The 23,659-nt window shown below is 69.8% G+C and carries 26 protein-coding genes; 15 read left to right on the top strand and 11 right to left on the bottom strand.

Annotated features, from left to right (window positions below):
- Positions 1 to 328: 328 nt before the first annotated feature.
- On the bottom strand, positions 329 to 1,240 hold the full coding sequence (locus AB0E24_RS01835; RefSeq protein WP_069873152.1) for a glutaminase: 912 nt from the start codon (positions 1,238 to 1,240) through the stop codon (positions 329 to 331).
- A 200-nt stretch (positions 1,241 to 1,440) separates the two neighbouring features.
- On the opposite strand from AB0E24_RS01835, the gene AB0E24_RS01840 reads away from it, so the two are divergent.
- Positions 1,441 to 2,031, top strand: coding sequence for a peptidoglycan recognition protein family protein (locus AB0E24_RS01840; RefSeq protein WP_174886307.1), 591 nt, complete (start codon positions 1,441 to 1,443; stop codon positions 2,029 to 2,031).
- A gap of 81 nt (positions 2,032 to 2,112) precedes the next feature.
- Here AB0E24_RS01840 and AB0E24_RS01845 read toward each other — a convergent pair whose 3' ends face one another.
- On the bottom strand, positions 2,113 to 3,723 hold the full coding sequence (locus AB0E24_RS01845) for a Na+/H+ antiporter (protein WP_359374388.1): 1,611 nt from the start codon (positions 3,721 to 3,723) through the stop codon (positions 2,113 to 2,115).
- A 77-nt stretch (positions 3,724 to 3,800) separates the two neighbouring features.
- On the opposite strand from AB0E24_RS01845, the gene AB0E24_RS01850 reads away from it, so the two are divergent.
- The 4 genes from AB0E24_RS01850 (at position 3,801) to AB0E24_RS01865 (ending at position 6,284) form a co-directional block, all read left to right on the top strand.
- Entirely contained in the window at positions 3,801 to 4,061 is a 261-nt protein-coding gene (locus AB0E24_RS01850) for a UBP-type zinc finger domain-containing protein (protein WP_069873148.1), read from the top strand.
- 94 nt (positions 4,062 to 4,155) lie between these two features.
- Positions 4,156 to 4,701 (top strand): GNAT family N-acetyltransferase, encoded by a 546-nt coding sequence (locus tag AB0E24_RS01855; RefSeq protein WP_069873146.1) that lies wholly within the window; start codon positions 4,156 to 4,158, stop codon positions 4,699 to 4,701.
- A 246-nt stretch (positions 4,702 to 4,947) separates the two neighbouring features.
- Positions 4,948 to 5,361 carry an ATP-binding protein gene (locus tag AB0E24_RS01860; protein ID WP_069873144.1) on the top strand — a complete coding sequence of 138 codons (414 nt, stop codon included), beginning with the start codon at positions 4,948 to 4,950 and terminating at the stop codon, positions 5,359 to 5,361.
- A 17-nt stretch (positions 5,362 to 5,378) separates the two neighbouring features.
- Positions 5,379 to 6,284, top strand: a complete 906-nt coding sequence (locus AB0E24_RS01865) for an RNA polymerase sigma factor SigF (protein WP_370685154.1) — start codon at positions 5,379 to 5,381, stop codon at positions 6,282 to 6,284.
- Between the two features lie 489 nt (positions 6,285 to 6,773).
- On the opposite strand, the gene AB0E24_RS01870 is transcribed toward AB0E24_RS01865, so the two are convergent.
- On the bottom strand, positions 6,774 to 7,148 hold the full coding sequence (locus AB0E24_RS01870) for a hypothetical protein (protein WP_359374768.1): 375 nt from the start codon (positions 7,146 to 7,148) through the stop codon (positions 6,774 to 6,776).
- A gap of 293 nt (positions 7,149 to 7,441) precedes the next feature.
- On the opposite strand from AB0E24_RS01870, the gene AB0E24_RS01875 reads away from it, so the two are divergent.
- Together AB0E24_RS01875 and AB0E24_RS01880 are read left to right on the top strand one after the other, a co-directional pair.
- A complete protein-coding gene (locus tag AB0E24_RS01875; protein WP_069873140.1) occupies positions 7,442 to 8,410 on the top strand; it encodes a diacylglycerol/lipid kinase family protein in 969 nt (322 codons plus the stop codon).
- Positions 8,411 to 8,727: 317 nt separating this feature from the next.
- The gene (locus AB0E24_RS01880) at positions 8,728 to 8,985 is read left to right on the top strand and encodes a WhiB family transcriptional regulator (protein WP_014054815.1); all 258 of its coding nucleotides are present in this window, start codon (positions 8,728 to 8,730) and stop codon (positions 8,983 to 8,985) included.
- A gap of 139 nt (positions 8,986 to 9,124) precedes the next feature.
- Here the strand turns inward: AB0E24_RS01880 and AB0E24_RS01885 are convergent, their stop codons facing one another.
- From AB0E24_RS01885 to AB0E24_RS01910, 6 genes are all read right to left on the bottom strand, one after another.
- The gene (locus tag AB0E24_RS01885) at positions 9,125 to 10,594 is read right to left on the bottom strand and encodes a sensor histidine kinase (protein WP_174886304.1); all 1,470 of its coding nucleotides are present in this window, start codon (positions 10,592 to 10,594) and stop codon (positions 9,125 to 9,127) included.
- A 377-nt stretch (positions 10,595 to 10,971) separates the two neighbouring features.
- On the bottom strand, positions 10,972 to 12,042 hold the full coding sequence (locus tag AB0E24_RS01890; protein ID WP_069873136.1) for an SIS domain-containing protein: 1,071 nt from the start codon (positions 12,040 to 12,042) through the stop codon (positions 10,972 to 10,974).
- Between the two features lie 51 nt (positions 12,043 to 12,093).
- Positions 12,094 to 13,653, bottom strand: coding sequence for a glycoside hydrolase family 3 protein (locus AB0E24_RS01895; RefSeq protein ID WP_359374395.1), 1,560 nt, complete (start codon positions 13,651 to 13,653; stop codon positions 12,094 to 12,096).
- A gap of 9 nt (positions 13,654 to 13,662) precedes the next feature.
- Positions 13,663 to 14,493: a carbohydrate ABC transporter permease gene (locus tag AB0E24_RS01900; protein ID WP_079258955.1), complete on the bottom strand. Its 831-nt coding sequence runs from the start codon at positions 14,491 to 14,493 to the stop codon at positions 13,663 to 13,665.
- On the bottom strand, positions 14,490 to 15,491 hold the full coding sequence (locus AB0E24_RS01905) for a carbohydrate ABC transporter permease (RefSeq protein WP_069873129.1): 1,002 nt from the start codon (positions 15,489 to 15,491) through the stop codon (positions 14,490 to 14,492). The genes AB0E24_RS01900 and AB0E24_RS01905 overlap by 4 nt, the downstream gene beginning before the upstream one ends.
- Positions 15,492 to 15,496: 5 nt before the next feature.
- On the bottom strand, positions 15,497 to 16,768 hold the full coding sequence (locus AB0E24_RS01910) for an extracellular solute-binding protein (protein WP_359374399.1): 1,272 nt from the start codon (positions 16,766 to 16,768) through the stop codon (positions 15,497 to 15,499).
- A 260-nt stretch (positions 16,769 to 17,028) separates the two neighbouring features.
- Between AB0E24_RS01910 and AB0E24_RS01915 the strand changes: the two genes are divergently transcribed.
- The 5 genes from AB0E24_RS01915 to AB0E24_RS01935 all read left to right on the top strand — a co-directional run bounded on the left by AB0E24_RS01915 (position 17,029) and on the right by AB0E24_RS01935 (position 21,010).
- Positions 17,029 to 17,823, top strand: coding sequence for a GntR family transcriptional regulator (locus AB0E24_RS01915; RefSeq protein ID WP_069873125.1), 795 nt, complete (start codon positions 17,029 to 17,031; stop codon positions 17,821 to 17,823).
- 203 nt (positions 17,824 to 18,026) lie between these two features.
- Complete coding sequence (locus AB0E24_RS01920) at positions 18,027 to 18,287, top strand: DUF3311 domain-containing protein (RefSeq protein ID WP_069873123.1); 261 nt, start codon at positions 18,027 to 18,029, stop codon at positions 18,285 to 18,287.
- Complete coding sequence (mctP, locus tag AB0E24_RS01925; protein ID WP_069873121.1) at positions 18,284 to 19,918, top strand: monocarboxylate uptake permease MctP; 1,635 nt, start codon at positions 18,284 to 18,286, stop codon at positions 19,916 to 19,918. The genes AB0E24_RS01920 and mctP overlap by 4 nt, the downstream gene beginning before the upstream one ends.
- A 157-nt stretch (positions 19,919 to 20,075) precedes the next feature.
- Positions 20,076 to 20,441, top strand: a complete 366-nt coding sequence (locus AB0E24_RS01930; protein WP_079153725.1) for a DUF1304 domain-containing protein — start codon at positions 20,076 to 20,078, stop codon at positions 20,439 to 20,441.
- The gene (locus AB0E24_RS01935; RefSeq protein WP_232639610.1) at positions 20,438 to 21,010 is read left to right on the top strand and encodes a TetR/AcrR family transcriptional regulator; all 573 of its coding nucleotides are present in this window, start codon (positions 20,438 to 20,440) and stop codon (positions 21,008 to 21,010) included. Before AB0E24_RS01930 ends, AB0E24_RS01935 begins: the two co-directional genes overlap by 4 nt.
- A 190-nt stretch (positions 21,011 to 21,200) precedes the next feature.
- On the opposite strand, the gene AB0E24_RS01940 is transcribed toward AB0E24_RS01935, so the two are convergent.
- The gene (locus AB0E24_RS01940; protein WP_206333291.1) at positions 21,201 to 21,713 is read right to left on the bottom strand and encodes an ATP-binding protein; all 513 of its coding nucleotides are present in this window, start codon (positions 21,711 to 21,713) and stop codon (positions 21,201 to 21,203) included.
- A gap of 152 nt (positions 21,714 to 21,865) precedes the next feature.
- Here AB0E24_RS01940 and AB0E24_RS01945 point away from each other — a divergent pair, with 152 nt between their 5' ends.
- The 3 genes from AB0E24_RS01945 to AB0E24_RS01955 are packed head-to-tail and all read left to right on the top strand — an operon-like array spanning position 21,866 to position 23,139.
- On the top strand, positions 21,866 to 22,726 hold the full coding sequence (locus AB0E24_RS01945; RefSeq protein WP_359374405.1) for a helix-turn-helix domain-containing protein: 861 nt from the start codon (positions 21,866 to 21,868) through the stop codon (positions 22,724 to 22,726).
- Position 22,727: 1 nt separating this feature from the next.
- A complete protein-coding gene (locus tag AB0E24_RS01950; protein ID WP_359374408.1) occupies positions 22,728 to 22,928 on the top strand; it encodes a DUF397 domain-containing protein in 201 nt (66 codons plus the stop codon).
- 10 nt (positions 22,929 to 22,938) lie between these two features.
- The gene (locus AB0E24_RS01955; protein WP_351376578.1) at positions 22,939 to 23,139 is read left to right on the top strand and encodes a DUF397 domain-containing protein; all 201 of its coding nucleotides are present in this window, start codon (positions 22,939 to 22,941) and stop codon (positions 23,137 to 23,139) included.
- A gap of 3 nt (positions 23,140 to 23,142) precedes the next feature.
- Here the strand turns inward: AB0E24_RS01955 and AB0E24_RS01960 are convergent, their stop codons facing one another.
- Entirely contained in the window at positions 23,143 to 23,637 is a 495-nt protein-coding gene (locus tag AB0E24_RS01960; RefSeq protein WP_069873112.1) for a MarR family winged helix-turn-helix transcriptional regulator, read from the bottom strand.
- Between the last annotated feature and the right edge of the window lie 22 nt (positions 23,638 to 23,659).

A 23,659-nucleotide genomic window follows, 5' to 3' on the forward strand; every position in this document is an offset into this window, starting at 1 on the left:
GTGGCAGAGGCTCCGCCCCTGGACCCGGAACCTGCGGCGAAGCCGCACACCGATGCTCAGCCCGTCGCACGCGACACGACCCGCCGGACGCCGCCTGGCCCACGGCCGGCGCGGGCGGAGCTTCCCCCTCCCCGCCCCTTCCCGACACCAGGGGCTCCGCCCCTGAACCCCGGAACCTGCGGCGGAACCCCACCACGCGGCGGAGCCGCACACCGATGCTCAGCCCGCCGCACGCGACACTCACCCGGGGCCTGGGGCGGAGCCCCAGTTTCGGGAAGGGGCGGGGAGGGGAACAGCCCGCCGCAGGCGGCACGACCCGCCGGGCGCCCTAAAAGACGGACCAGTCGGTCAGCGTGGTGAAGTGGTCCAGGGCCGCCAGCCCGGCCACCGAGTTGCCGCGGGCATCCAGGCCGGGGCTCCAGACGCACAGCGTGCAGCGGCCGGGAACCACCGCGACGATCCCGCCGCCGACACCGCTCTTGGCGGGCAGTCCGACCCGGTACGCGAAGTCGCCCGCCGCGTCATACGTACCACAGGTGAGCATGACCGCGTTGACCCGCTTCGCCTCGCTGCGCGACAGCAGCCGTGAGCCGTCCGAGCGCAGCCCGTGGCGGGCCAGAAAGCCGCCGGCCAGGGCGAGATCGCGGCAACTCATCTCGATCGAGCACTGCCAGAAGTAGTGCTCCAGGACGGTCGGCACGGGGTTGTCGAGATTGCCGTAGCTCGCCATGAAGTGGGCGAGGGCGGCATTACGGTCGCCATGGGCGGACTCGGAGGCGGCGACTTCCTGGTCGAAGGCAAGGTCCGGATTGCCGCTCTCGGCACGCAGGAAGTCCAGCATGGTGGTGCTGGCGTCGCCGGTAAGGGTGTGCAGCCGGTCGGTGACGACGAGTGCCCCGGCGTTGATGAACGGGTTGCGCGGGATGCCGTTCTCGTACTCCAGCTGCACCAGGGAGTTGAAGGGGTTGCCCGAGGGCTCCCGGCCGACCCGCCGCCACAGCTTCTCGCCGTCGCCGGCGAGGACGAGCCCGAGGCTGAACGCCTTGGAGATGGACTGCACCGAGAAGGGCCGCTCCCAGTCGCCGACCCCGGTCACCCGGCCGTCGACATCGGCGAGGGCGATCCCGAAGCGGTCCGCGTCCACCGAGGCGAGCGCCGGGATGTACTGGGCCACCCGGCCCCGGCCGATCTGCGGCTTCACATGGGCCGCGACCTCCTCCAGCACTGCCTGGTAGTCCATGGTGCGGTGTGTCTCCTGTAGCGGTCTCGGGTGGTGCGATCTCGGGTGGTGCGATGTCGAGCGGGTCGACCGGTCCGCACGATAACGCGCCCCCCCACCATTCATCACCCCATGTGTTTATGAGTGTGCGCCGGGTAAGCAAACGGGTGAACGAGGCGGGCCCCGACCGGGGCCCGCCGGACGACCAGAACGGAGGCGGCATGGCCTCACCCATGTCCGCGGGGGACTTCCTCGCGGCGCTGACGAACGAGGGCGTGCGGGTGACGCAGGTCGGGGACTGGCGGCACCACAACCGTAACCACAAGGGGCCGTGGGGCCCGGTGCACGGGGTGATGATCCACCACACGGTCACCTCCGGCACCCAGGAGACGGTGGAGATCTGCCGGGACGGGTTCGAGGCGCTGCCCGGCCCGCTGTGCCACGGCATGATCGCCAAGGACGGCGGGCTCCATCTGGTGGGCTACGGCCGCGCCAACCACGCCGGGCTCGGCGATGACGACGTCCTGCGGGCGGTGATCGCCGAGAAGGCCCTGCCGGCGGACAACGAGGCGAACACCGACGGCAACCGCGCCTTCTACGGCTTCGAATGCGAGAACCTCGGCGACGGCGAGGACCCGTGGCCCGAGGCCCAGCTGGACGCGATCGCGCGGGCGGCGGCGGCCGTGTGCCGCCATCACGGCTGGACCGAGCGCTCGGTGATCGGCCATCTCGAATGGCAGCCGGGCAAGGTGGATCCGCGCGGCTTCACCATGGCCGAGATGCGCGACCGGATCCACGAGCGGCTCAAGTAACGCCCTCGGCCGTCCCCGTCCCCGGCACCGGGGACGGTGGGCGGCACCGGAGGCGGCGGGCGGCGCCGGAGGGCCGCGGTCTCAGGACCCGTCGTCCGTGGCGCCCTCCCGGTAGAGCGCCGCCTCCTCCAGGTCCAGCCGGCGCAGCAGCGACCGCAGCATCTCCTCGTCGATCCGCCGGGCGTCCCTCAGGTCCACGAACACCTTCCGCTCGGCCTCGATCATCTCCCGGGCCAGTCTGCGATACGTGTCGTCCGCCGATTCGCCGGTCACCTCGTTGACCGCCCCGAGCCGCTCCCACACGGCGTTGCGGCGCTGCTCCAGTACGGTGCGCAGCCGGTCGGCGAGCGGCGAGGGCAGGGCGTTGCGCTCATCGGCGAGCAGTTCCGTCAGCCGCCGCTCGGCCGCCATCGACGCCGTGTTCTGCGCCTGCGCCTCGGCGAGCGTCTCGGACCGTGGATCGCGGCCCGGCAGCCCGAGCAGCCGGATCAGCGACGGCAGGGTGAGCCCATGGACCACCAGGGTGCCGATGACGGTCGTGAAGGTCAGGAAGAGGATCAGATTGCGGGCCGGGAAGGGCCCCCCGCCGTGCACGGTCTCCGGGATCGAGAAGGCGATGGCCAGCGAGACCACCCCGCGCATCCCGGCCCAGCCGACGACGACCGGCGCGGTCCAGTTGGTGCCGGGCTCGCGCTCACGGATGCCGGGGAAGAGCATCCGTGGCACGAAGGTCGACGGAAAGACCCAGACGTAGCGGGCGGCCACCACGGCCAGGAAGACCAGGGCCGCGTACCAGACGGACTCGCCCGCGCTGTACTCCCCCAGGCCGCCCACCACGACCCGCAGTTGCAGCCCGATCAGCGCGAACACCGCCGACTCCAGTACGAAGTCGATCATCCGCCAGACCGCCGCCTCCTGGAGCCGGGTGGCGAAGTCGACCTGCCAGGAGTGGTGCCCGAGGTAGAGCCCGACCACCACGACGGCCAGCACACCCGACGCCCCGAACTGCTCGGCGACGGCGTAGGCGACGAAGGGGATGAGCAGCGAGAGGGTGTTCTGGAGCAGCGCGTCCCGCAGCCGGGTGCGCAGCCAGTGCAGCGGCACCATCAGGATCAGACCGACCACGACACCGCCGACGGCCGCGAAGGCGAACTCCCGCAGCCCCTCGGTCCAGCTGACGCCCTCCCCCACGGCAGCGGCCAGCGCCACCCGGTAGGCGGTGATCGCGGTCGCGTCGTTGAACAGGGACTCGCCCTGGAGGAGCGTGGTGAGCCGGGCGGGCAGCCCGATCCGGCGGGCGATGGCGGTGGCGGCCACGGCGTCCGGCGGCGCGACCACCGCGCCCAGCACGAGGGCGGCGGTCAGCGGCAGCCCCGGGATCAGCAGATGGGCCACCGCGCCGACCGCGACCGTCGCGAAGAGCACATACCCGACGGAGAGCAGCGCGATCGGCCGCATATTGGCGCGCAGGTCCAGATAGGAGCTGTCCAGCGCGGCGCTGTGCAGCAGCGGCGGCAGCACCAGAGGCAGCACGATATGCGGGTCCAGCGTGTAGTCGGGGACCCCCGGGAGGTAGGAGACGACGAGCCCGACCGCGACCAGCAGCAGCGGCGCGGGCACCGGGGTGCGGCGGGCCGCGCCGGCGACCGCCGCGCTGCCCGCGACCAGCATCAACAACGGCAATACGTCCATCGTCCGGCCCTGTCTCCGTCGGCCGTCCCGACGGTCGTCCATGTGCTCCGCTCGCGCGGCGTTTTAGTCTGGCAATCATGAACGAGTGTCCGCATGTTCCCGCACTGCCCCGCCCCGAGCCGGAGGCGCGGGCCGACACCTGCCCCGAGTGCCTGGCGGTCGGCAGCCACCCCGTCCAGCTGCGGAAGTGCCTGGTGTGCGGCCATGTGGGCTGCTGCGACTCCTCGCCGTACCAGCACACCACCCGCCACTACGAGGAGACCGGGCACCCGGTGATGCGCAGCTTCGAGGAGGGTGAGGACTGGCGCTGGTGTTATGTGGATCAGCTCATCGTGTAGGGCCGGTTCCGCGGACGCCCCGGCTTGGCGTTTTCCGCGCAATGTCGGAGATCGGCCGCCGCGTTTGTCGGCGCGGCCCGCTAGCCTTCACCACATGATCCGATCCGCGAAGCCGTCCGACGTCCCGGCGATCCAGGCGATGATCCGAGAGCTGGCGGCCTACGAGCGGGCTCCGCGGGAGGCCAAGGCCACCGAGGAGCAGCTGCGCGAGGCGCTCTTCGGGGCGCATCCCGCGGTGTTCGCGCTGATCGCCGAGGAGGCCGGTGGCGCCGGAGAGCCCGCCCGGCCGGTGGGGTTCGCCCTGTGGTTCCGTAACTTCTCCACCTGGACAGGCACCCATGGCGTGTATCTGGAGGACCTGTACATCACCCCGCGGGCCCGCGGGGGCGGCCATGGCAAGGCGCTGCTCGCCGAGCTGGCCCGGATCTGCGTGGAGCGGGGATATGCCCGCTTCGAATGGTCGGTGCTCGATTGGAACGAGCCCGCGATCGGCTTCTACGCCGCGATCGGGGCGGAGCCGATGGATGAATGGACGGTGCGGAGGCTTTCGGGAGAGCCGCTGCGAGCGCTGGCCGCTCAGGCCATGGGCACCGCCCTGACCAGCGATTCCCTGAGTGAGGCGACATCTCTTTCGAATTGAGACCGCAAACCCTCTAGCCACGCTGCGTACTCATGTGCTTACTATGAGTGATATCGCGGCTTTGTGGGCCCGAGTTCACCCGTGATGGGGGCCGTGCTTCGTCCGGGCGACATCGAACCGCAGATCGCGATAGCGTCGCAGGCAAAGTACATACAGCGCCGGTCCCTCCACCCTCCACCATAAGGGTTCGGGGCCGACGCTCCAATCAGCTCAGCTCAATCAGCTTGTGTCACCTTGGAGGTGAGGGTGTCCCAGATCGCAGGCGAGCCCGGGACCCAGGACTTCGTGGAAGTCCGGCTGCCCGCTGCGGGTGCCTATCTGTCGGTGCTGCGTACGGCGACGGCCGGCCTCGCAGCCCGCTTGGACTTCACCCTCGACGAAATCGAGGATCTGCGTATCGCCGTTGACGAGGCATGCGCGATCCTGCTTCAGCAAGCCGTGTCCGGCTCCGTGCTGAGCTGCGTCTTCCGCTTGATTGACGACGCACTCCAGGTCACCGTCTCGGCTCCCACCACCGACGGCCGCGCCCCCGAGCGCGACACCTTCGCCTGGACGGTGCTCTCCGCACTGGCGGGCAAGGTGGATTCGACGGTGGCCGAGGACCAAACGGTCAGCATCAGCCTGTACAAGGAGCGCGGCGCCGGCCCCGGACAGCCGTGACGGAACAAGGGGGCTCCGTGAGCACTGCATCATCGCGGGGAGTGGGTACCCCGGCCATCCCGCACCCGCCGGCCCGGCCGCATCCCGCGGACTCGGAGGCGGCAGGAGACCGACCAGAGCGGGCGGACCACATGGACCAGCACGAGCAGGTGCATCAGCAGCACGATCCGCATGACCGGAGCGGCGCGCGGGCGATGTTCGCCGAGCTGCGACGGCTGCCGGAGGGCTCCGCGGAGCGGGCCGAGCTGCGCAACAACCTCGTGCGTATGCATTTGCCGCTGGTGGAGCATCTGGCCCGGCGCTTCCGCAACCGCGGTGAGCCGCTGGACGACCTCACCCAGGTCGCCACCATCGGGCTGATCAAGTCCGTGGACCGGTTCGACCCGGACCGCGGAGTGGAGTTCTCGACCTATGCGACGCCCACGGTCGTCGGCGAGATCAAGCGCCACTTCCGCGACAAGGGCTGGGCGGTGCGGGTGCCGCGCCGGTTGCAGGAGCTACGGCTGTCGCTGACCACGGCCACCGCGGAGCTCTCCCAGCGCCATGGCCGCGCCCCGACCGTCCATGAGCTGGCCCAGCATCTGTCCATCTCCGAGGAGGAGGTGCTGGAGGGTCTGGAGTCCGCGAATGCCTACAGCACCCTCTCCCTGGACGTCCCGGACACGGATGACGAGTCCCCCGCGGTCGCCGACACCCTCGGCGCGGAGGACGAGGCGCTGGAAGGCGTCGAGTACCGCGAATCGCTCAAACCGCTGCTGGAGGATCTGCCGCCGCGCGAGAAGAAGATCCTGCTGCTGCGGTTCTTCGGCAATATGACGCAGTCGCAGATCGCGCAGGAGGTGGGCATCTCCCAGATGCATGTCTCCCGGCTGCTGGCCCGCACGCTCGCGCAGTTGCGCGACAAGTTGCTGGTCGAGGAGTAGCGAGCGCTACGGGATGCCCGGTGGGCTGTTCCCCTCCCCGCCCCTTCCCGATACCAGGGGCTCCGCCCCCGGACCCCTGGGTCCGGGGGCGGAGCCCCACCACACGGCGAAACCGCACACCGATACCGCGGGAAGAGGCGGAACCCCGCCCCGCGCTCCGGCACGAACCCCAACCCGGGACCAAGGACAGCCCCGCCCAGATCCGGGGCCAAACCCCACCACACGGCGAAACCGCACACCGATACCGCGAGAAGGGGCGGAACCCCAGCCCGCGCTCCGGCACGAACCCCAGCCCGGGACCAAGGACAGCCCCACCCAGATCCGGGGGCGGAGCCCCATCACACGGCGGAACCGCATACCGATACTGCGGGAAGGGGCGGAACCCCGGTCTCGGGGTCTGGGGCGAAGCCCCGGTCTCGGGGTCTGGGGCGGAGCCCCGGTTTCGGGAAGGGGCGGGGAGGGGAACAGCCCGCCGCAGGCGGAAACCGGCTAGGCGTCGCGGGGGCCGATGCCGAGCGCCTCGGTCGCCGTCGGATTGACCAGCAGCGCCAGGACGGCGAGGGCCGCGATGGCGGTGGCCACTCCGGCGGCGAGCAGCCCGCCGCCGTTCTGCACCAGCGTCCAGGCCACCGGCAGCGCCATCAGCTGGGTGATCATCGCGGGGCCGCAGCTCCAGCGGCGCCGCAGCCACAGCCCGCGGGCCGCAAGCAGCGGCAGCAGGGCCAGTGCGAGCACGGTGACGCCGAGCATCTCCGCCTGCCGCGGGCTCTCCGGGTCTCCGGTCAGCCCCATGATCAGTACATAGATACCGAAGCCCAGCAGCACCACGCCCTCGGCGGCGGCCAGCGCCGCGGCGGCCGTCAGCCGGGCGGGGCGGGGCCCGGTGGGCGCGGCATCGGCGCTGGCGGTCGCCTTGGCGGCCCCGGCGTCCGGCCGGGCCGTGCCCTTCGGCTCCGTACCCTTCGGCTCCGCGCCCTTCTGTGCCGCGGCCTTCTGTGCCGCGGCCTGCCGCTCGGTCGCCTTCCGCGCCGTGGCCCTCTGCGCCTTCTTCGCGGTAGCGGACTTCTTACTGCTCACCCCAGCAGCCTAGCCGCCCCCGGGCCGCCAGGGCCCTACCCCCCTCCGGCCGGTCGGCCCGGATGGGTAGGCTGGCGCGCATGCGCGCACTCCTCGTGGTCAACCCGGCAGCAACCACCACCAGTGCCCGCACCCGTGATGTTCTCTTCCACGCGCTCGCCAGCGATCTGAAGCTGGATGTGGCGACCACGGAGTACCGGGGGCATGCGCGCGACCTGGCCCGGCGGGCGGTCGACGGCGGCACTCATGAACTGGTGGTGGCGTTCGGCGGCGACGGCACCGTCAACGAGGTCGTCAACGGACTGCTCCACCATGGCCCCGCGCCGCGTGAACTGCCCCGGCTCGCGGTCGTGCCGGGCGGCTCCACCAATGTCTTCGCCCGCGCGCTCGGGCTGCCCAACGACGCCGTCGAGGCGACCGGCGCCCTGTTGGACGCGCTGCGGGACGGCACCGAGCGCACCGTGGGCCTCGGGCTCGCGGCCGGCACCCCGGGCACCCGGGACGAGGCGGTCCCGGCCCGCTGGTTCACCTTCTGCGCCGGGCTCGGCTTCGACGCGAGCGTCATCGGCCGGGTGGAGCAGCAGCGCGAGCGCGGCAAGCGGTCCACCCACGCCCTCTATATACGGCAGATGGTGCGGCAGTTCATCGGGGAGCCGCACCGCCGGCAGGGCACCATCACCCTCGAGCGGCCGGGCGAGGACCCGATCGAGGAACTGGCGCTGTCCATAGTCTGCAACACCGCCCCGTGGACCTTTCTGGGCAACCGCCCGGTCTACGCGGCGCCCGAGGCGTCCTTCGACACCGCCCTCGACGTGCTGGGACTCGCCAAGCTGTCGGCGTCGGCGATGACCCGCTACGCCACCCAACTGCTCAGGTCGACGCCCGAACGCGGCCCTCGCGGCAAGCATGTGGTGGCGCTCCACGACCAGACGGACTTCACCTTGCAATCCCAGGCGCCACTGCCGTTCCAGATGGACGGTGACCATCTGGGACTGCGTACGAGCGTGACGTTCACAGGCGTACGCCGTGCACTGCGTGTGATTGTGTGAGTGAGAGCGCTAAAAGTCCTTCCAGTCGAACGTTTAGGCTGGGCTCCACCCACCGGAAGTACGGCTGTGACAGAGCCGACACCAAGGAATCAAAAAAAACTTTCCGGAAGGGGTTGTATCCGCCGCCGAGGTTTGCGAGTCTCTTCTTGGCGATCGGGACGGCCTCCAGAAGGCCCCCTTGAGAGCCCGAACCCCCTCCTCATTCCACAGGCCGCACCAGCCCCAACTGGTTCGGCGGCCCTACGCTTGCGGGGGGATTCGTGAAAGCGTTCACATTCACAAGCAACGAGCCCGCAATACGAGGAGATGGAGCAGCCATGGACTGGCGTCACAACGCCGTTTGTCGCGAGGAAGACCCCGAGCTGTTCTTCCCCATCGGCAACACCGGTCCCGCGCTGCTGCAGATCGAGGAAGCCAAGGCCGTCTGCCGCCGCTGCCCCGTAATGGAGCAGTGCCTGCAGTGGGCGCTTGAGTCCGGCCAGGACTCCGGCGTCTGGGGTGGAATGAGCGAAGACGAGCGCCGCGCCATGAAGCGCCGTGCCGCTCGCAACCGGGCACGCAACGCCAGCGCCTGAAGCCCGCACCCCGTGGCCCCCGAGCCGCAGCGCGTAGAACCCCCGATGCGCACAGCAAATTGAGCTTTGAGCCCCGGACCGGATGGGTCCGGGGCTCAGTGCTTTCCGATAACGAGTCGCTCTCGGACTCATCACGCGCTCAGTGCTTCTCGGCACGCACCGGGACGTCCAGCACCACACGGGTGCCGCGCTCCGGGGCGGGCACCATGTCGAACTTCCCGCCCAGCTCCCCCTCCACCAGGGTGCGGACGATCTGGAGCCCCAGGTTTCCGGCCCGCTGGGGGTCGAACCCCTCCGGCAGCCCGCGCCCGTCGTCCTGGACGACCACCACCAGCCGGCTCTCCTCACCGCTGCCACCGCGCACCGCCGAAACCTCGACCGTGCCCTGCTCCCCCGGTCCGAAGCCGTGCTCCAGCGCGTTCTGGAGCACCTCGGTGAGGACCATGGACAGCGGCGTGGCGACCTCGGCGTCGAGGATGCCGAAGCGTCCGGTGCGACGGCCGGTCACCTTGCCGGGCGATATCTCGGCCACCATGGCCAGCACCCGGTCGGCTATGTCGTCGAACTCGACCTGCTCATCGAGGTTCTGGGAGAGGGTCTCATGGACGATGGCGATCGAGCCGACCCTGCGCACCGCCTCGTCGAGCGCCTCCCGGCCCTGCACCGAGTCCATGCGGCGGGCCTGGAGCCGCAACAGGGCGGCCACCGTCTGGAGGTTGTTCTTCACCCGGTGGTGGATCTCCCGGATGGTGGCGTCCTTGGTGATCAATTCGCGCTCACGGCGGCGCAGTTCGGTGACGTCCCGCAGCAGGACGAGCGAGCCGATGTGCAGCCCCTTGGGCTTGAGCGGAATGGCCCGCAGCTGGATGACCCCGTCGCCGCCCTCGACCTCGAACTCCCGGGGCGCCCAGCCGCTGGCCAGTTTGACCAGCGCCTCGTCCACCGGGCCGCGCACCGGGGCCAGTTCGGCGGTGGTCCTGCCCAGGTGGTGGCCGACGAGATCGGCGGCCAGGCCCAGGCGGTGGTAGGCGGAGAGCGCGTTGGGGCTCGCGTACTGCACCACCCCGTCCGCGTCGAGCCGGATCAGCCCGTCGCCCGCGCGTGGTGAGGCGTCCATGTCGACCTGCTGGTTGGGGAACGGAAACGATCCGGCGGCGATCATCTGGGCGAGGTCGGACGCGCTCTGGAGATAGGTCAGCTCCAGTCGGCTGGGGGTCCGTACGGTCAGCAGATTGGTGTTCCGCGCGATCACGCCGAGGACCCGGCTCTCCCGCCGGACCGGGATGGACTCCACCCGGACCGGCACCTCCTCGCGCCACTCGGGGTCCCCCTCCCGGACGATCCGGCCCTCGTCCAGGGCGGCGTCGAGCATGGGGCGGCGACCGCGGGGCACGAGATGACCGACCATGTCGTCCTGGTAGGAGGTGGGCCCGGTGTTCGGCCGCATCTGCGCCACGGAGACGTACCGGGTGCCGTCGCTGGTGGGGACCCACAGCACGAGATCGGCGAACGAGAGGTCGGAGAGCAGCTGCCACTCCGAGACCAGCAGGTGCAGCCACTCGAGGTCGGAGTCGTCGAGGGCGGTGTGCTGGCGGACGAGGTCGTTCATGGAGGGCACATTGCGAGCCTACCCTCACCCGTGGATTAGCCTATTCGCGCATAAGCATGGACAGACAGCAGTGGTCTAGTCCAGAATATCGAGCACTGCGATCTTCCGTTCTCCCCGCACAGGAGGGCGGATAGAGGGGCCCGGAGCGCTCTGCCCTGACCGCCCGGGGCCCTCACGGTCGGCCGCTCGGCCGATGCAACTCCGGGCTGCGGTGCCGGGTGGGTTGAGGGTCCCGCCCTGGCGCCGCGGCCCGCGGGTCACACCCCGGCTCCCGCGCCTCCCGAAGGCCGCGGGAGCCGTTTTCGTATGCCGCACAGCGGGGCCCGAACGCCTCAGCGGGGCCCGCCGCGTATGTCAGCGGGCCCCCGCCATGCGTCTCAGCGCGTCTCCGTCACCTTCGCCAGGGCCCTCGGCGCGTCCGGGTCCTGGCCGCGCGCGATCGTCACCTCGTACGCCAGCATCTGGAGCGGCAGGATCTCCAGGATCGGCTGGACCTCCTCGGCGACCCCGTCCGTCGGCAGGGCGAACCCGGCCGAGGCCCGCTCCACCTCCGACGCGCTGCCGATGACGACGAGGTCGGCGCCGCGGCCGCGCAGCCGCTCCAGGACCGGCTGGAGCGCCTGGCCGCCCTTGCCCTCGGTGACGATGGCGATCACCGGCGAGATGTTGTCGACCATGGCGAGCGGACCGTGCAGCAGATCGGCGCCGGAGTAGGAGAGCGCCGGGATGTAGCTGGTCTCCATCAGCTTCAGGGCGGCTTCCTTGGCTGTCGGGTAGCCGTAGCCCCGGGAGGTGAGGACCATCCGCTCGGCGAAGCGGTAGCGCCCCGCGAGCTGCCGGACCTCGTCCTGGCGGTCGAGGATCTGCTGGGCGAGGTCGGGCAGCGCCTTGGCGGCCGCGCCGTCGCCGCCGCGCAGCCCCTCCACGAAGAGGTAGAGGGCGAGGAGTTCGGCGGTGTAGGTCTTGGTGGCGGGCAGCGCCTTCTCCGGCCCGGCCAGGACGTCGATATGGAATTCGGAGACGGCGGCGAGCGGCGAGTCGGCGTTGTTGGTCACCGCGAGGGTGATCGCCCCGGCCGCGCGGGCGGCCTCGGTGGAGGCGACCAGGTCCGGGGAGCCGCCGGACTGGCTGACGGTGATCACCAGCACATCGGTGAGGTCCGGCTGGGCGCCGTACGCGGTGGTGGTGGACATGGAGGTCAGTCCGCATGCCTTGCCGAGCAGCACTTCGAGCAGGTACTTGGCGTACAGCGCCGCGTTGTCCGAGGTGCCCCGGGCGGTGAGGAGGACGAAGCGCGGGTTGCGGGCGGCGATCCGCTCCGCGACCTCACGGATCCTCGGGGCGCCCTGGTCGAGGATGCGGCGCAGCACGGCGGGCTGCTCGGCCATCTCGCCGGACATGATCCGGCCCGGCTGGTCGCTGCGCTGGGCCGTCGTCGTGGCGGACATGCTGGGTGCCTCCAGGTGGCTCTGTGCCGGCTGAGCTGGGGAGCTGAGGGGTCAGTCCCCGGGTCGGTCACCGGCGCCGACGCCGGCGATCACCTCGGCGGCCGCCCGTCCACACACCCGGGCGGCGCCGTGGGTCGCGATGTGCGGCGCCCCGGCGGGCGGCGCCTGGGGCACCCCCATCTCCACGACGACCGTCCCCGGCCGGGCGGTGAGCAGGGCGTCCAGCGCGTCGGCCATCCAGGGGTGGCGGTGGACATCGCGGACCACTGCGACGATCCTACGGTCCGCCGCGGTGTCGAGCATATTTTCGATCAGGGCGGGGACGCCCCGGTCCTCGACGTCCTGTCGCCCATAGGTGGCGGTCCCGGTGCCGGGGCGCAGCAGGGCCAGTTCGCCGCCGACGCCCCAGGAGGTCTCCGCCCCGACGGCGATGTTGGCGTCCGGGGTGAAGGTGGCCACATAGGCGGGTCCGGTCACGGGCTCGTACGAGGCCCCGGCCGGGGTGATCCTGAGCGCTCGGCGCGCGGCGTCGAGCCCCACCCCCGCGGCGGGCTCGATGCCGTGCGCCGCGCGCGGTCCCGCGGAGTGCCGGGTCCACTCCCCCAGGGCGCGCACCCGCGCCGCCGCCTCGGCGAGCCGCGCCTCCGACAGGCGCCCCTCGCTGACGGCGGTGACCAGCGCGTCGCGCAGTCGCAGCACGGTGTCCTCGTCGGCGAGTCCGCCGCCCACGCAGATCGCGTCGGCGCCCGCGGCGATGGCCAGGACGCTGCCGTTCTCGATGCCGTAGGCGTCGGCGATGGCCCGCATCTCCATGCCGTCGGTGACGATCAGCCCCTCGAAGCCGAGTCCGCCGTCGGCCACGGGCCGGCGCAGCAGCCCGTGCAGCGCGGCGGGGCTGAGGGTGGCAGGCAGGTCGGAGTCGAGCGCGGGCAGCAGGATGTGCGCGCTCATCACGGCCTTGGTCCCGGCGGCGACGGCGGCGCGGAAGGGCACCAGTTCACGGTCGGTCAGGGTGTCGAGACCGGCGTCGATACGGGGCAGGGCGTGGTGGGAGTCGACGGCGGTGTCGCCGTGGCCGGGGAAGTGCTTGGTGCAGGCGGCGACTCCGGCGCTCTGGAGGCCCTCGATGTACGCGGCGGTGTGGCGGGCGACGAGGCCCGGCTCGGCGCCGAAGGAGCGCACGCCGATGACCGGGTTGTCGGGGTTGGAGTTGACGTCGGCGGAGGGCGCCCAGTTGAGGTTGACGCCGCATTCGGCGAGGCGGCGGCCCATCTCACGGGCGACGGCGCGGGTCAGCTCCGGGTCGTCGACGGCGCCGAGCGCGAGGTTGCCGGGGAAGGAGGAGCCGGTGCGCACCTCGAGCCGGGTGACATCGCCGCCCTCCTCGTCGATGGCCACCAGGACGTCGTCACGTTCGGCGCGCAGCTGGGCGGTGAGGGCGCCCAGCTGCTCGGGCGTGGCGATGTTCCGGCCGAACAGGCCGACGGAGGCGAGCCCCTCACCGAGCCGGCGCAGCACCCAGTCGGGGGCGGTGGTTCCGGTGAAGCCGGGCTGGAGAACGGTCAGAGCGTCGCGGGTGAGGGTGGCGGAGTCGTGTGCGAGGGTCGTCATAAACCGGGATCATCCCTTCACAGCGCCGGAAGTGAGCCCACCGACCGCCTTGCGTTGCAGAAACAGGAACAGAAGCAGGATCGGGATGGCGAACAGCGAAGCGGCCGCCATGGTGGCGCCCCAGTCGTCGCCGAAGGCGGTCTGGAACCTGGAGAGCCACAGCGGAAGCGTCTGGGCTTCCGGGTCCTTGTTCAGGATGAGGACGAGGGGGAATTCGTTCCAGGCCGTGATGAAGCCGAAGAGCGAGGTGGCCATCAGGCCGGGCGCCAGCAGCGGAAAGATCACCCGGATGAACGCCTGCGGACGGGTGCAGCCGTCCACCATCGCCGACTCCTCCAGCTCCTTGGGTATCGCGGCCACGTAGGAGCGGAGCGTGAGGATGGTGAAGGGCAGCACCATCACCATGTAGAAGAGGGTCAGCGGAAGCAGGCTGTTCAGCATGTCGCCGTCGCGCACCAGCATGTAGATGGCGATGACCAGGACTTCCCAGGGCGCCATCTGCGCGATCATGAAGGTCAGCAGAAAGCCGCGCCGCCCCTTGAACCGCATCCGGGCCAGGGCGAACGAGGCGAGCAGCGCGATCAGCAGGGAGAGGACGACCGCCGAGAGGGTGACGGTGAGGGAGTTGCCCACCAGGGTCCAGAAGTTCTCCGCGTTCACGGCCTTCTGGAAGTGTTCGAGGGTGGCTCCGGTCGGGAACCACACCGGGTCCTCGGAGATGATGTCCGAGTTCGGCTTGAGGGCCGTGGTGAACATCCAGTAGACGGGGAACGCGAAGCCGATGAAGAGCACGACGGCAGTCGCGTTGGGCCACAGCCGGGCGAGCGGCGAGCGCTTCACAGCTCGTCCTCCTCTTGCCTGAGCACGATCCGGAGGTAGTAGGAGGTCAGCGCCAGCAGGACCACGATGGTGAGCAGCGAGATCGCGGCGCCCATGCCGTAGTGCTGATTGCCCACACCCTCGACGAAGGCGTAGACGGGAAGGGTTTCGGTGAGCCTCTCCGGGCCGCCTTCGTTGATCGCGAAGACCTGGGTGAACGCCTTGAAGACCCAGATGACTTCGAGGAACGTCGTGGCCAGCAGGAACGGCTTGAGGAAGGGGAAGGTCACCGAGGCGAAGCTCTTCCAGGTGCCGGCGCCGTCGAGCGCGGCGGCCTCGTAGAGCTCACCGGGGATGGTGGTGGTCGCGGCGTAGAGGTTGATCGCCACGAAGGGGATCGACTGCCAGACGATCAGCAGAGTGATGACGAAGAAGGTGGAGAACTGGCCGCCGGTCCAGTTGTAGTGCGCCATGGAGTGCCAGCCGAGCGCGTCCAGGACCCAGTTGACCACGCCGAAGCGGGTGGCGAAGAGCCACTGGAAGACGGTGGTGGCGGCGATGGGCGGCATGGCCCAGGACAGCACGAGACCCACCGAGAGCAGCAGCCGCATCTTGCTGCCGAGGCGGGCCAGCAGCAGTCCGACGAGAGTGCCCAGCACCATGATCAGCACCACGTTGGCCGCGGTGAAGATCACCGACCGCAGGGTGACCCGCCAGAAGTCCTCGCTGGTCAGCGTCTCGCGGTAGTTGTCGACCCCGTTCCACTCGGTGAGGTGCTGGATCAGCTGCCGCATATTGAGGTTCTGGAACGACAGCAGGCCGTTCTTGATCAGCGGCCAGCCCAGCAGTACGGCGGTCACCGCCAGCGCGGGCACCAGCAGGAGGTACGGGGCGGCGCCGATCAGCCGTGCGCGCCCGTGGGCGCCCGGGCCCCGGCGGCGGGGGCCCGGCGGCGCCCCGCCCCGGCGGACCCCGGTCGCCGCCGGGCCGGGGTCCTGGCGTTCGGTCGCTACGGCCATCGTGCTCAACGCTCCTGGCTGAGGCGCTTGTTCAGCTCGTCCTCGACCGACTTGGCCGCCTCGGCGGGCGACTTACCGGTGAGCACGGCGGTCATATAGGTCTTGACGGGGTTCGGGGCGTTCTCCACCGCGGCCCATTCGGGGATCAGCGGGGTGGTGCCACCGGTCGCGGCGGCCGGGGCGGCCGCCTGCGCGGCGGGGTTGCCCTTGAGCTGCGTCTGGAGCGACTCCTTGTTGGGGATGACGCCGCCCTCCTTGGCGAGCTGTCCCTCGTAGGTGTCGTTCAGCGCGATCTTCAGGAACTCCTTGGCCAGTTCCTGCTTCTCGCTGCCCGCGGCGATCGCGAGGTTGGAGCCGCCGAGGAAGACGCCCTCCGGCTTGCCCTCGGTCTCACCCGGGATGGTGAAGTAGCCGATGTCCTTCTCGATCTTCGGGTTGGCCTTGATCGAGAGCGCGGCCTCCCAGCCCATGCCGATGAACGCGCCGGTCTTGCCCTTGGCGAAGACCTCGGCCTGCTGCGGGGTGGCCTCGTCCTTGTCCTTGGGGGCCTTGCTGAAGGACTGGTACTGCTTGTAGATGTCCATGGCCTTGCCGACCTTGGGGTCGGAGAGGTTGGAGACCCACTTGTCGCCGTTCTTCTTGACGAGGTCGGCACCGGTGCCGATGGTCAGCCCGTCGAAGAAGTACCAGTTCTGGCCCGGGAGGTAGATCGGTTCGGCGTCGGTCTTCTTCTGGATGGTGTCGAGATCCTTGAAGAACTCGGTACGGGTCTTGGGGGTGTCCTTGATCCCGGCCTCGGCCCAGATCTTCTTGTTGTAGAGGACGACCCGGTTGACCACGTACCACGGCGCCGCGTACTGCTTGCCGTCGTATACCGCGGAGTCGTTCATCGACTTCGACCAGTCGGCGCCGATCGACTTCTTCAGGTCATCGAGTTCGGCCAGGCCGCCGGTCTGCGCGTAGGCGGGGGTCTGGGTGTTGCCGATCTCCAGCACATCCGGCGGGTCGGACTCCGAGAGCGCCGTGGTCACCTTCTGCTGAATGCCGTTCCACTGCTGGATCTCCAGCTTCAGCTTGGCGCCCGTCTTCTTCTCGAAAGCGGCCTTGACATCCTTCGTCCAGCCGTCCGGCGTGGAGCCGTCCATCGCCCAGACGGTGAGCGTCTGCCCCTTGAAACCGTCCGCTCCGGCCTTGTCGCCATCGCCGTCGGACCCACAGGCCGCGACGGATACCAGCATTGCCGCGACACCCGTCGCCGCTATGAGCCCACGCTTCACAGCACTCTCCTCACAAGGCCGGATCAGGGGTTTAATGGTCCAGACCAGTGCCCAGAGCTTGGCCTAGACCTTTTGGGGTGTCAAGGGTGTATAAGAGTCATCGGAGGCTCCGTTACCGGACCGACACTTCCCGACATCCGGACCGACCGGCCGCCCGGAGCCGGGACCGTGCCACGATGTGAGGCGCTGGATTCATCAGGAGGCCGGTGACGGCGGCGGACGCCGGTGACGGCAGCGGACCAGGAGTCGGAGAGGGCGCGATGGAGACCGAGGGGGCAACGGCGGCAGCGGCGGCCACCACGACGGCCGAGAGCGACGGCAACGGCTCCGGTGGGGCGCGCACCGCGCGCGTCCCGAAGTACTACCGCCTCAAGCGCCATCTGCTGGAGATGACCGAGACGCTGCCACCCGGCACCCCGGTCCCCCCGGAGCGCACCCTGGCCGCGGAGTTCGACACCTCGCGCACCACCGTGCGCCAGGCGCTCCAGGAGCTGGTGGTCGAGGGTCGTCTGGAGCGGATCCAGGGCAAGGGCACCTTCGTGGCCAAGCCCAAGGTCTCCCAGGCGCTGCAACTCACCTCGTACACCGAGGACATGAAGGCCCAGGGCCTGGAGCCCACCTCCCAGCTGCTGGACATCGGCTATGTCACCGCCGACGACCGGCTCTCCGGGCTGCTGGACATCGCCGCCGGCGGCCGGGTGCTGCGCATCGAGCGGCTGCGGCTGGCCAGCGGTGAGCCGATGGCGATCGAGACCACCCATCTGTCCGCCAAGCGCTTCCCCGCGCTGCGCCGCAGCCTGGTCAAGTACACCTCCCTCTACACGGCGCTGGCCGAGGTGTACGACGTGCGGCTCGCCGAGGCCGAGGAGACCATCGAGACCTCGCTGGCCACTCCGCGCGAGGCGGGGCTGCTGGGCACCGATGTGGGGCTGCCGATGCTGTTGCTCTCGCGCCATTCGCGGGACGCGGCCGGGGAGCCGGTGGAGTGGGTGCGGTCGGTCTACCGCGGGGACCGCTACAAGTTCGTGGCCCGGCTCCAGCGGCCGAACGACTGAGCCGCGCGGCGGCTCCACCGGGCTCGGCTACCGCCGACCGCGGCACCACTGACCGGCTATCTTTCTCATACCGATATACGGACGGGTAGTGACTGCCGCCCGGCCCCGGGCTTAGATTTCCTGCGCATTACACAAATGATCAGCTGTGACCCAACTGATCAGCAGTGACGCAGGTGATGAGCCGAGGGGACTGGAGCCGCCACATGTCAGACACGTCCGCTTCACCCGGCAGGAGACCGGTTGTGACGCCCGCGCGCGTCGTGGCCGCTCTGTGCCTGATCGCACCCTTTGTCGGGATGCTCTGGATCGGCTCGTACGCCAAGGTCGAGCCGACCCTCATCGGGATCCCGTTCTTCTACTGGTACCAGATGCTCTGGGTGCCGGTTTCGGCCGCGCTGACCTCGGTCGCCTACATCCTGGTCCGCCGTGAGGAGCGGGCGCGCAAGGGGGGTGACTCCGCATGAAGGACGGTGTGAACGGCGTCGCGCTCGGCGTCTTCATCTTCTTCTTCCTGGCCGTCACGGTCATGGGGTTCCTGGCCGCGCGCTGGCGCGCCGCGGAGAACGCCAACAACCTCGACGAATGGGGGCTGGGCGGCCGCAGCTTCGGCACCTGGATCACCTGGTTCCTGCTCGGCGGCGACCTCTACACCGCGTACACCTTCGTCGCCGTCCCGGCCGCGATCTACGCGACGGGCGCGGCCGGTTTCTTCGCGGTCCCGTACACCATCCTGGTCTACCCGCTGATCTTCACCTTCCTGCCCAGGCTCTGGTCGGTGTCCCATAAGCACGGGTACGTCACCACCTCGGACTTCGTCCGCGGCCGCTTCGGCTCCAAGGGGCTCTCGCTGGCCGTCGCGATCACCGGCATCCTCGCCACCATGCCGTACATCGCCCTCCAGCTGGTGGGCATCCAGGCGGTGCTGGACGTGATGGGCGTCGGCGGCGGGGAGGACACCAACTGGTTCATCAAGGACCTGCCGCTGCTGATCGCCTTCGCGGTGCTCGCGGCGTACACCTACTCCTCGGGGCTGCGCGCGCCCGCGCTGATCGCCTTCGTCAAGGACACCCTGATCTACATCGTCATCGCGGTGGCGATCATCTACATCCCGATCAAACTGGGTGGCTTCGACGACATCTTCGCCAAGGCGGGCCACGCCCTCTCGCAGGTGAATCCGGCGACCGGCAAACCCAAGGGCGAGCTGGCGAGCGGCGAGAAGAACCAATGGGCCTACGCGACCCTCGCACTCGGCTCGGCGCTCGCGCTCTTCATGTATCCGCACTCGATCACCGCGACGCTCTCCAGCCGCAGCCGTGAGGTGATCCGCCGCAACACCACGATCCTGCCGCTGTATTCGCTGATGCTGGGGCTGCTGGCGCTGCTCGGCTTCATGGCCATCGCGGCCGGGGTGAAGGTCGACAACGGTCAGCTCGCCATTCCGCAGCTCTTCGAGGACATGTTCCCCGACTGGTTCGCGGGCGTCGCCTTCGCCGCGATCGGCATCGGCGCACTCGTCCCGGCGGCCATCATGTCGATCGCCGCGGCGAACCTCTTCACCCGCAACATCTACAAGGACTTCCTGCGCCCGGACGCCACACCGGAGCAGGAGACCAAGGTCTCCAAGCTGGTGTCGCTGCTGGTGAAGGTCGGCGCGCTGATCTTCGTGCTGGGCATGGACAAGACCGTCGCGATCAACTTCCAGCTGCTGGGCGGCATCTGGATCCTCCAGACCTTCCCGGCCATGGTCGGCGGCCTGTTCACCCGGTGGTTCCACCGCTGGGCGCTGATCGGCGGCTGGGCGGTCGGCATGATCTACGGCACGGTCGCGGCGTACGGCGTGGCCAGCCCCACCCAGAAGCACTTCGGCGGCAGCTCGAAGGAGATCCCGGGCATCGGCGAGATCGGCTACATCGGTCTCACCGCCTTCGTCCTCAACGTCGTGGTCACGGTCGTCCTGACGCTGGTGCTGCGGGCGGTCAAGGCCCCCGACGGCGTGGACGAGACCTCCCCCGCCGACTACACCGCGGACGCGGGAGACCCGGGCGTCCAGGCGGACCTCCCGCCCGCCACGGCGGGCGCCCCGGGCGGCCACTGACGCCTGGCGGCGGGCCGCGCGGATCGACGGTGAAACGGGCCGTCGGCTTCCCTCGCAGGGAGCCGGCGGCCCGTTCGCATCATCAACTCCTGTACAGTTGTCCAGGAGTTGGCGGCATCAGCACGCCGGCCTTGACGTGCGAAAAGGATGGCTCGGCGTGCGGATTCTGGCGGAAGTTCTGGTCGGTGCGGTCGCGGTGCTGCACGCGTACATCATGGTGCTGGAGATGGTCTTCTGGCAGCGGCCGCGCGGCCGGGCGGCCTTCGGCATGGATGAGGAGACGGCCCGCATCACGGCGCCGCTCGCCGCCAACCAGGGCCTGTACAACGGCTTTCTGGCGGCCGGTCTCATATGGGGCCTGATCGCGGCCGACCCGGTGGGCTTCCAGGCGCAGGTCTTCTTCCTCGTCTGTGTCGTGGTCGCCGGAGCCTACGGGGCGGCCAGCACATCGAACCGAAAGATCCTGTTCTCACAGCTCACTCCGGGCGCGCTCGCTCTGGCGGCTGTCATCATCGCCGGGTGACTGACGATCTGACGGCGGGCCAGGACCCGCGCACCGTACGGACCCGTGGGCGGCTGCGTGCCGCCCTGCTCGCCGAATGCGCCTCCCAGCCACTGGAAAAGGTGAGCGTCTCCGCGGTGGTCCGCCGCGCCGAGGTCGGCCGCGCCACGTTCTATCTGCACTACGAGGATCTCCAGGCGCTGGCCGTCGACGCGTGCGCGGAGGTGGTCCGGGACGCCGTGGAAGCGGTGCACGCCTTCGACGGCATCCCCGACCCCGAAGCGCCCCCGGCCGCGCTCGCGGAGTTCTTCACCTCGGTGACACCCCACGCCGACCTGTACCGGGGCCTGCTCCAGGCGGGCGGCAGCGGGCCCCTCGGAGAGCTGCTGCACCGCGAACTGCGGGCGCGCTCCGGGCTGGAGCGGGAACGCGCCGGATTGCGCCACTCCGACGCCGCGGACTCGGCCGTGGCCGCCACGTTCACGGGCCTGTTCGCCGACTGGCTCCACGGGCTGATCGACGCGGCGCCGGCCGCGCTCTCGCGGCAGGTCTGGCGATTGCTGATCTCCATCCACAGAACGTTCCCGTGACGGTGCCGCCGCGGGCTGTTCCCCTACCCGCCCCTGGTAGCGGGGAGGAGAAAGCATCGATATGCGGCTCCACCGCGTGGCTGGGGCTCCGCCCCTGGGCCCCGGGCCCGGGGCAGAACGCCGGGCCGGGGTCTGGGGCAGAGCCCCAGTTTCGGGAAGGGGCGGGGAGGGGAACAGCCCGCCGCAGGCATCAGGCGGCGATCTCGAAGGCGTCGCAGGGGTGGTGCGGTGCGAGTTCGAACCAGAGCAGCTTGCCGCTCCGCCCGAAGAGCTCATCGGCGAGGGCGTAGCCGCCCCAGTTGTCGGCGCAGATCCGGACGATGAGCAGGCCACGGCCGTACGTGGCCTCGGTGTTCGCGGCGGCTTCCGCGAGGGCGGACGAGCGGTCGAAGAGGGCCGGGGGCTTGTCGAAGGGCGGCGGGATGTCCGGATTGGTGTCCCACACACTGATCCGCAGCCGCCCCTCCTCCACGGCGCGGATACGCATTTCGGCCGGGCCGGTGGTGTGGCGGTAGGCATTGGTGACCATCTCGCTGGCCACGAGGGTCGCGGGGTCACTGAGCTCACGCATCTCATGCCGGGCAAGCACAGCACGGAGCGTAGTCCGGGCGATGGCCACGGCACGGGGGTCATGGGGCAGTCGGAGCGAGTACGACCAGGGGGTTTCCGGGGTGTCCGGTGTTTCCGGTGCGGGGGTGGGCATGAAGTCTCCGGTTTGTGCGAGGAGTTGGACTGTGTCCGGGCACACACCGTAGCGCTGTGCGCATAAGCTATTCGATGGCGGCGATAGAAGTGCTTGGAATGCCACCCGTGTGAGTGACGCGCCCGTTGCGCATGAGCAGAGAGAATCGGCGAATGCCTCAGAGAAGTGTTCCGACAGCACGCCAACTCCGCCTCGGCACCGAGCTGCGCAGGCTTCGGGAACGCGCCGGTTTGACGTCGACCGAGGCCGGGCGCCTGCTCGGCACCAATCAGACGGCCATCAGCAACATCGAGGCGAGCCGGTTCGGAGTCAGCGCGGAGCGGCTGCGAGCGCTGGCGCGGAATTACTCGTGCGGGGACGAAACCCTGATCGCGGCGCTCATCGACATGGCGGCACAGCGCAAGCGCGGCTGGTGGGAGGAGTACCGGGAGATCCTGCCGACCGGGTTGCTCGACCTGGCCGAGCTCGAACACCATGCCGTCTCACTGCGAACGGCGTACATCGCGCACATCCCCGGTCTGCTGCAAACGTCCGAGCATGCCCGGGAGGTCTTCCGGCAAGCCGTGCCTCCCTTGCCTCCTCCGGACGTGGAACATCGTGTCTCGCACCGCGTAAAGCGCCAGGCCATCCTCTACCGGGACAAACCGACGCCCTATACGGCGATTGTTCATGAGGCCGCCCTGCGGATGCGCTTCGGCGGATCGGAAACCGCACGAGCGCAGCTCCAGCACATCCTCGACATGAGCGAGCACGATCACGTCAAAGTGCTGGTGATCTCCTTCGATGCCGGGTCGTTCCCGGGCGCGGGGCAGTCCGTTTGCTACGCCACCGGGCCTGTCCCTCAACTGGACACGGTGCAACTCGATGCGGAGTATGGCTCCGAACTCCTTGATGCAGCGGCCCAGTTGGAGAAGTACCGCGTCGTGCTGGATCGTATGGAAGCGGTCGCTCTGCCAGAGAACCAATCCCGTGACTTCATCCGGAACATCGTCAGCACCCTGAAAGGTGAATAAGTTGTCCGCTCGCGACTGGCGCAAGTCCTCGTACAGCTCCGAAGGCAACGCTTGCCTTTACGTCTCCGCACTCGACAGCGCCACCATCCGGCTCCGCGAGAGCGACCAACCCGACACCATCCTCACCACCGACCCCACCGCCCTCAGCGCCCTCATACGCAGCGCCAAGGCAGGGCAGCTGGACCACATCAGCAAGGGATAGGGCGGAACCCATGCCCACCCACCGCTGGCGGAAGTCCTCGTACAGCGCTCAAGGGGCCAACTGCCTCTACGTCTCCGCGCCCGACGGCGCCACCATCCGGCTCCGCGAAAGCGACCAACCCGACACCATCCTCACCACCGACCCCACCGCCCTACGCGCCCTCATACGCAGCGCCAAGAAAGGGCAGCTGGACCACCTCGGCGAGGGGTGAGGGTCAGCGGTCGTCCGCGGCCGCGGCCTTCTCGGCCGCGGACCAGCCGACCAGGTCGTCCACGAAGCGCCGCATGAGCCGTTCCAGCTCGAGCAGGTCGCGGTCGCTCCACTGCTCGAACACCGGCTGGCTGAGGCGTCCGCGCGCGGCGTCGAGCGCGTCGATGACGCGGCGGCCCTCTTCGGTGAGAAGGGCTTCCTTGACGCGACGATCTTCCGCGCTGGGACGGCGTTCCACCAAACCCAGCTCCGCGAGCTTCGCGACCTGGCGGCTGACCGTCGTGTGATCACGGCCCGCTCGGTCGGCGAGCTCGACCACGCCGATCGGGGCGAACCGGTGGATGCCCACGATCAGCTGGAAGAGCGCCCGGTCGAGCTGGATACCCGCCTCGGCGATGAGGATCTCGTCCCGGTGCGGCTGGTTCATGATCGCGATCAGGTCGATGATCGACTCATGCAGCCGTCGCTGCGTGACCTGCCGCTGGCGTCGTGTGGCCATGGCCCCAGAGACTACCGCCACG

Origin of the sequence: Streptomyces malaysiensis subsp. malaysiensis (genome assembly GCF_040653035.1) — a bacterium.
Lineage (GTDB): Bacteria > Actinomycetota > Actinomycetes > Streptomycetales > Streptomycetaceae > Streptomyces > Streptomyces malaysiensis.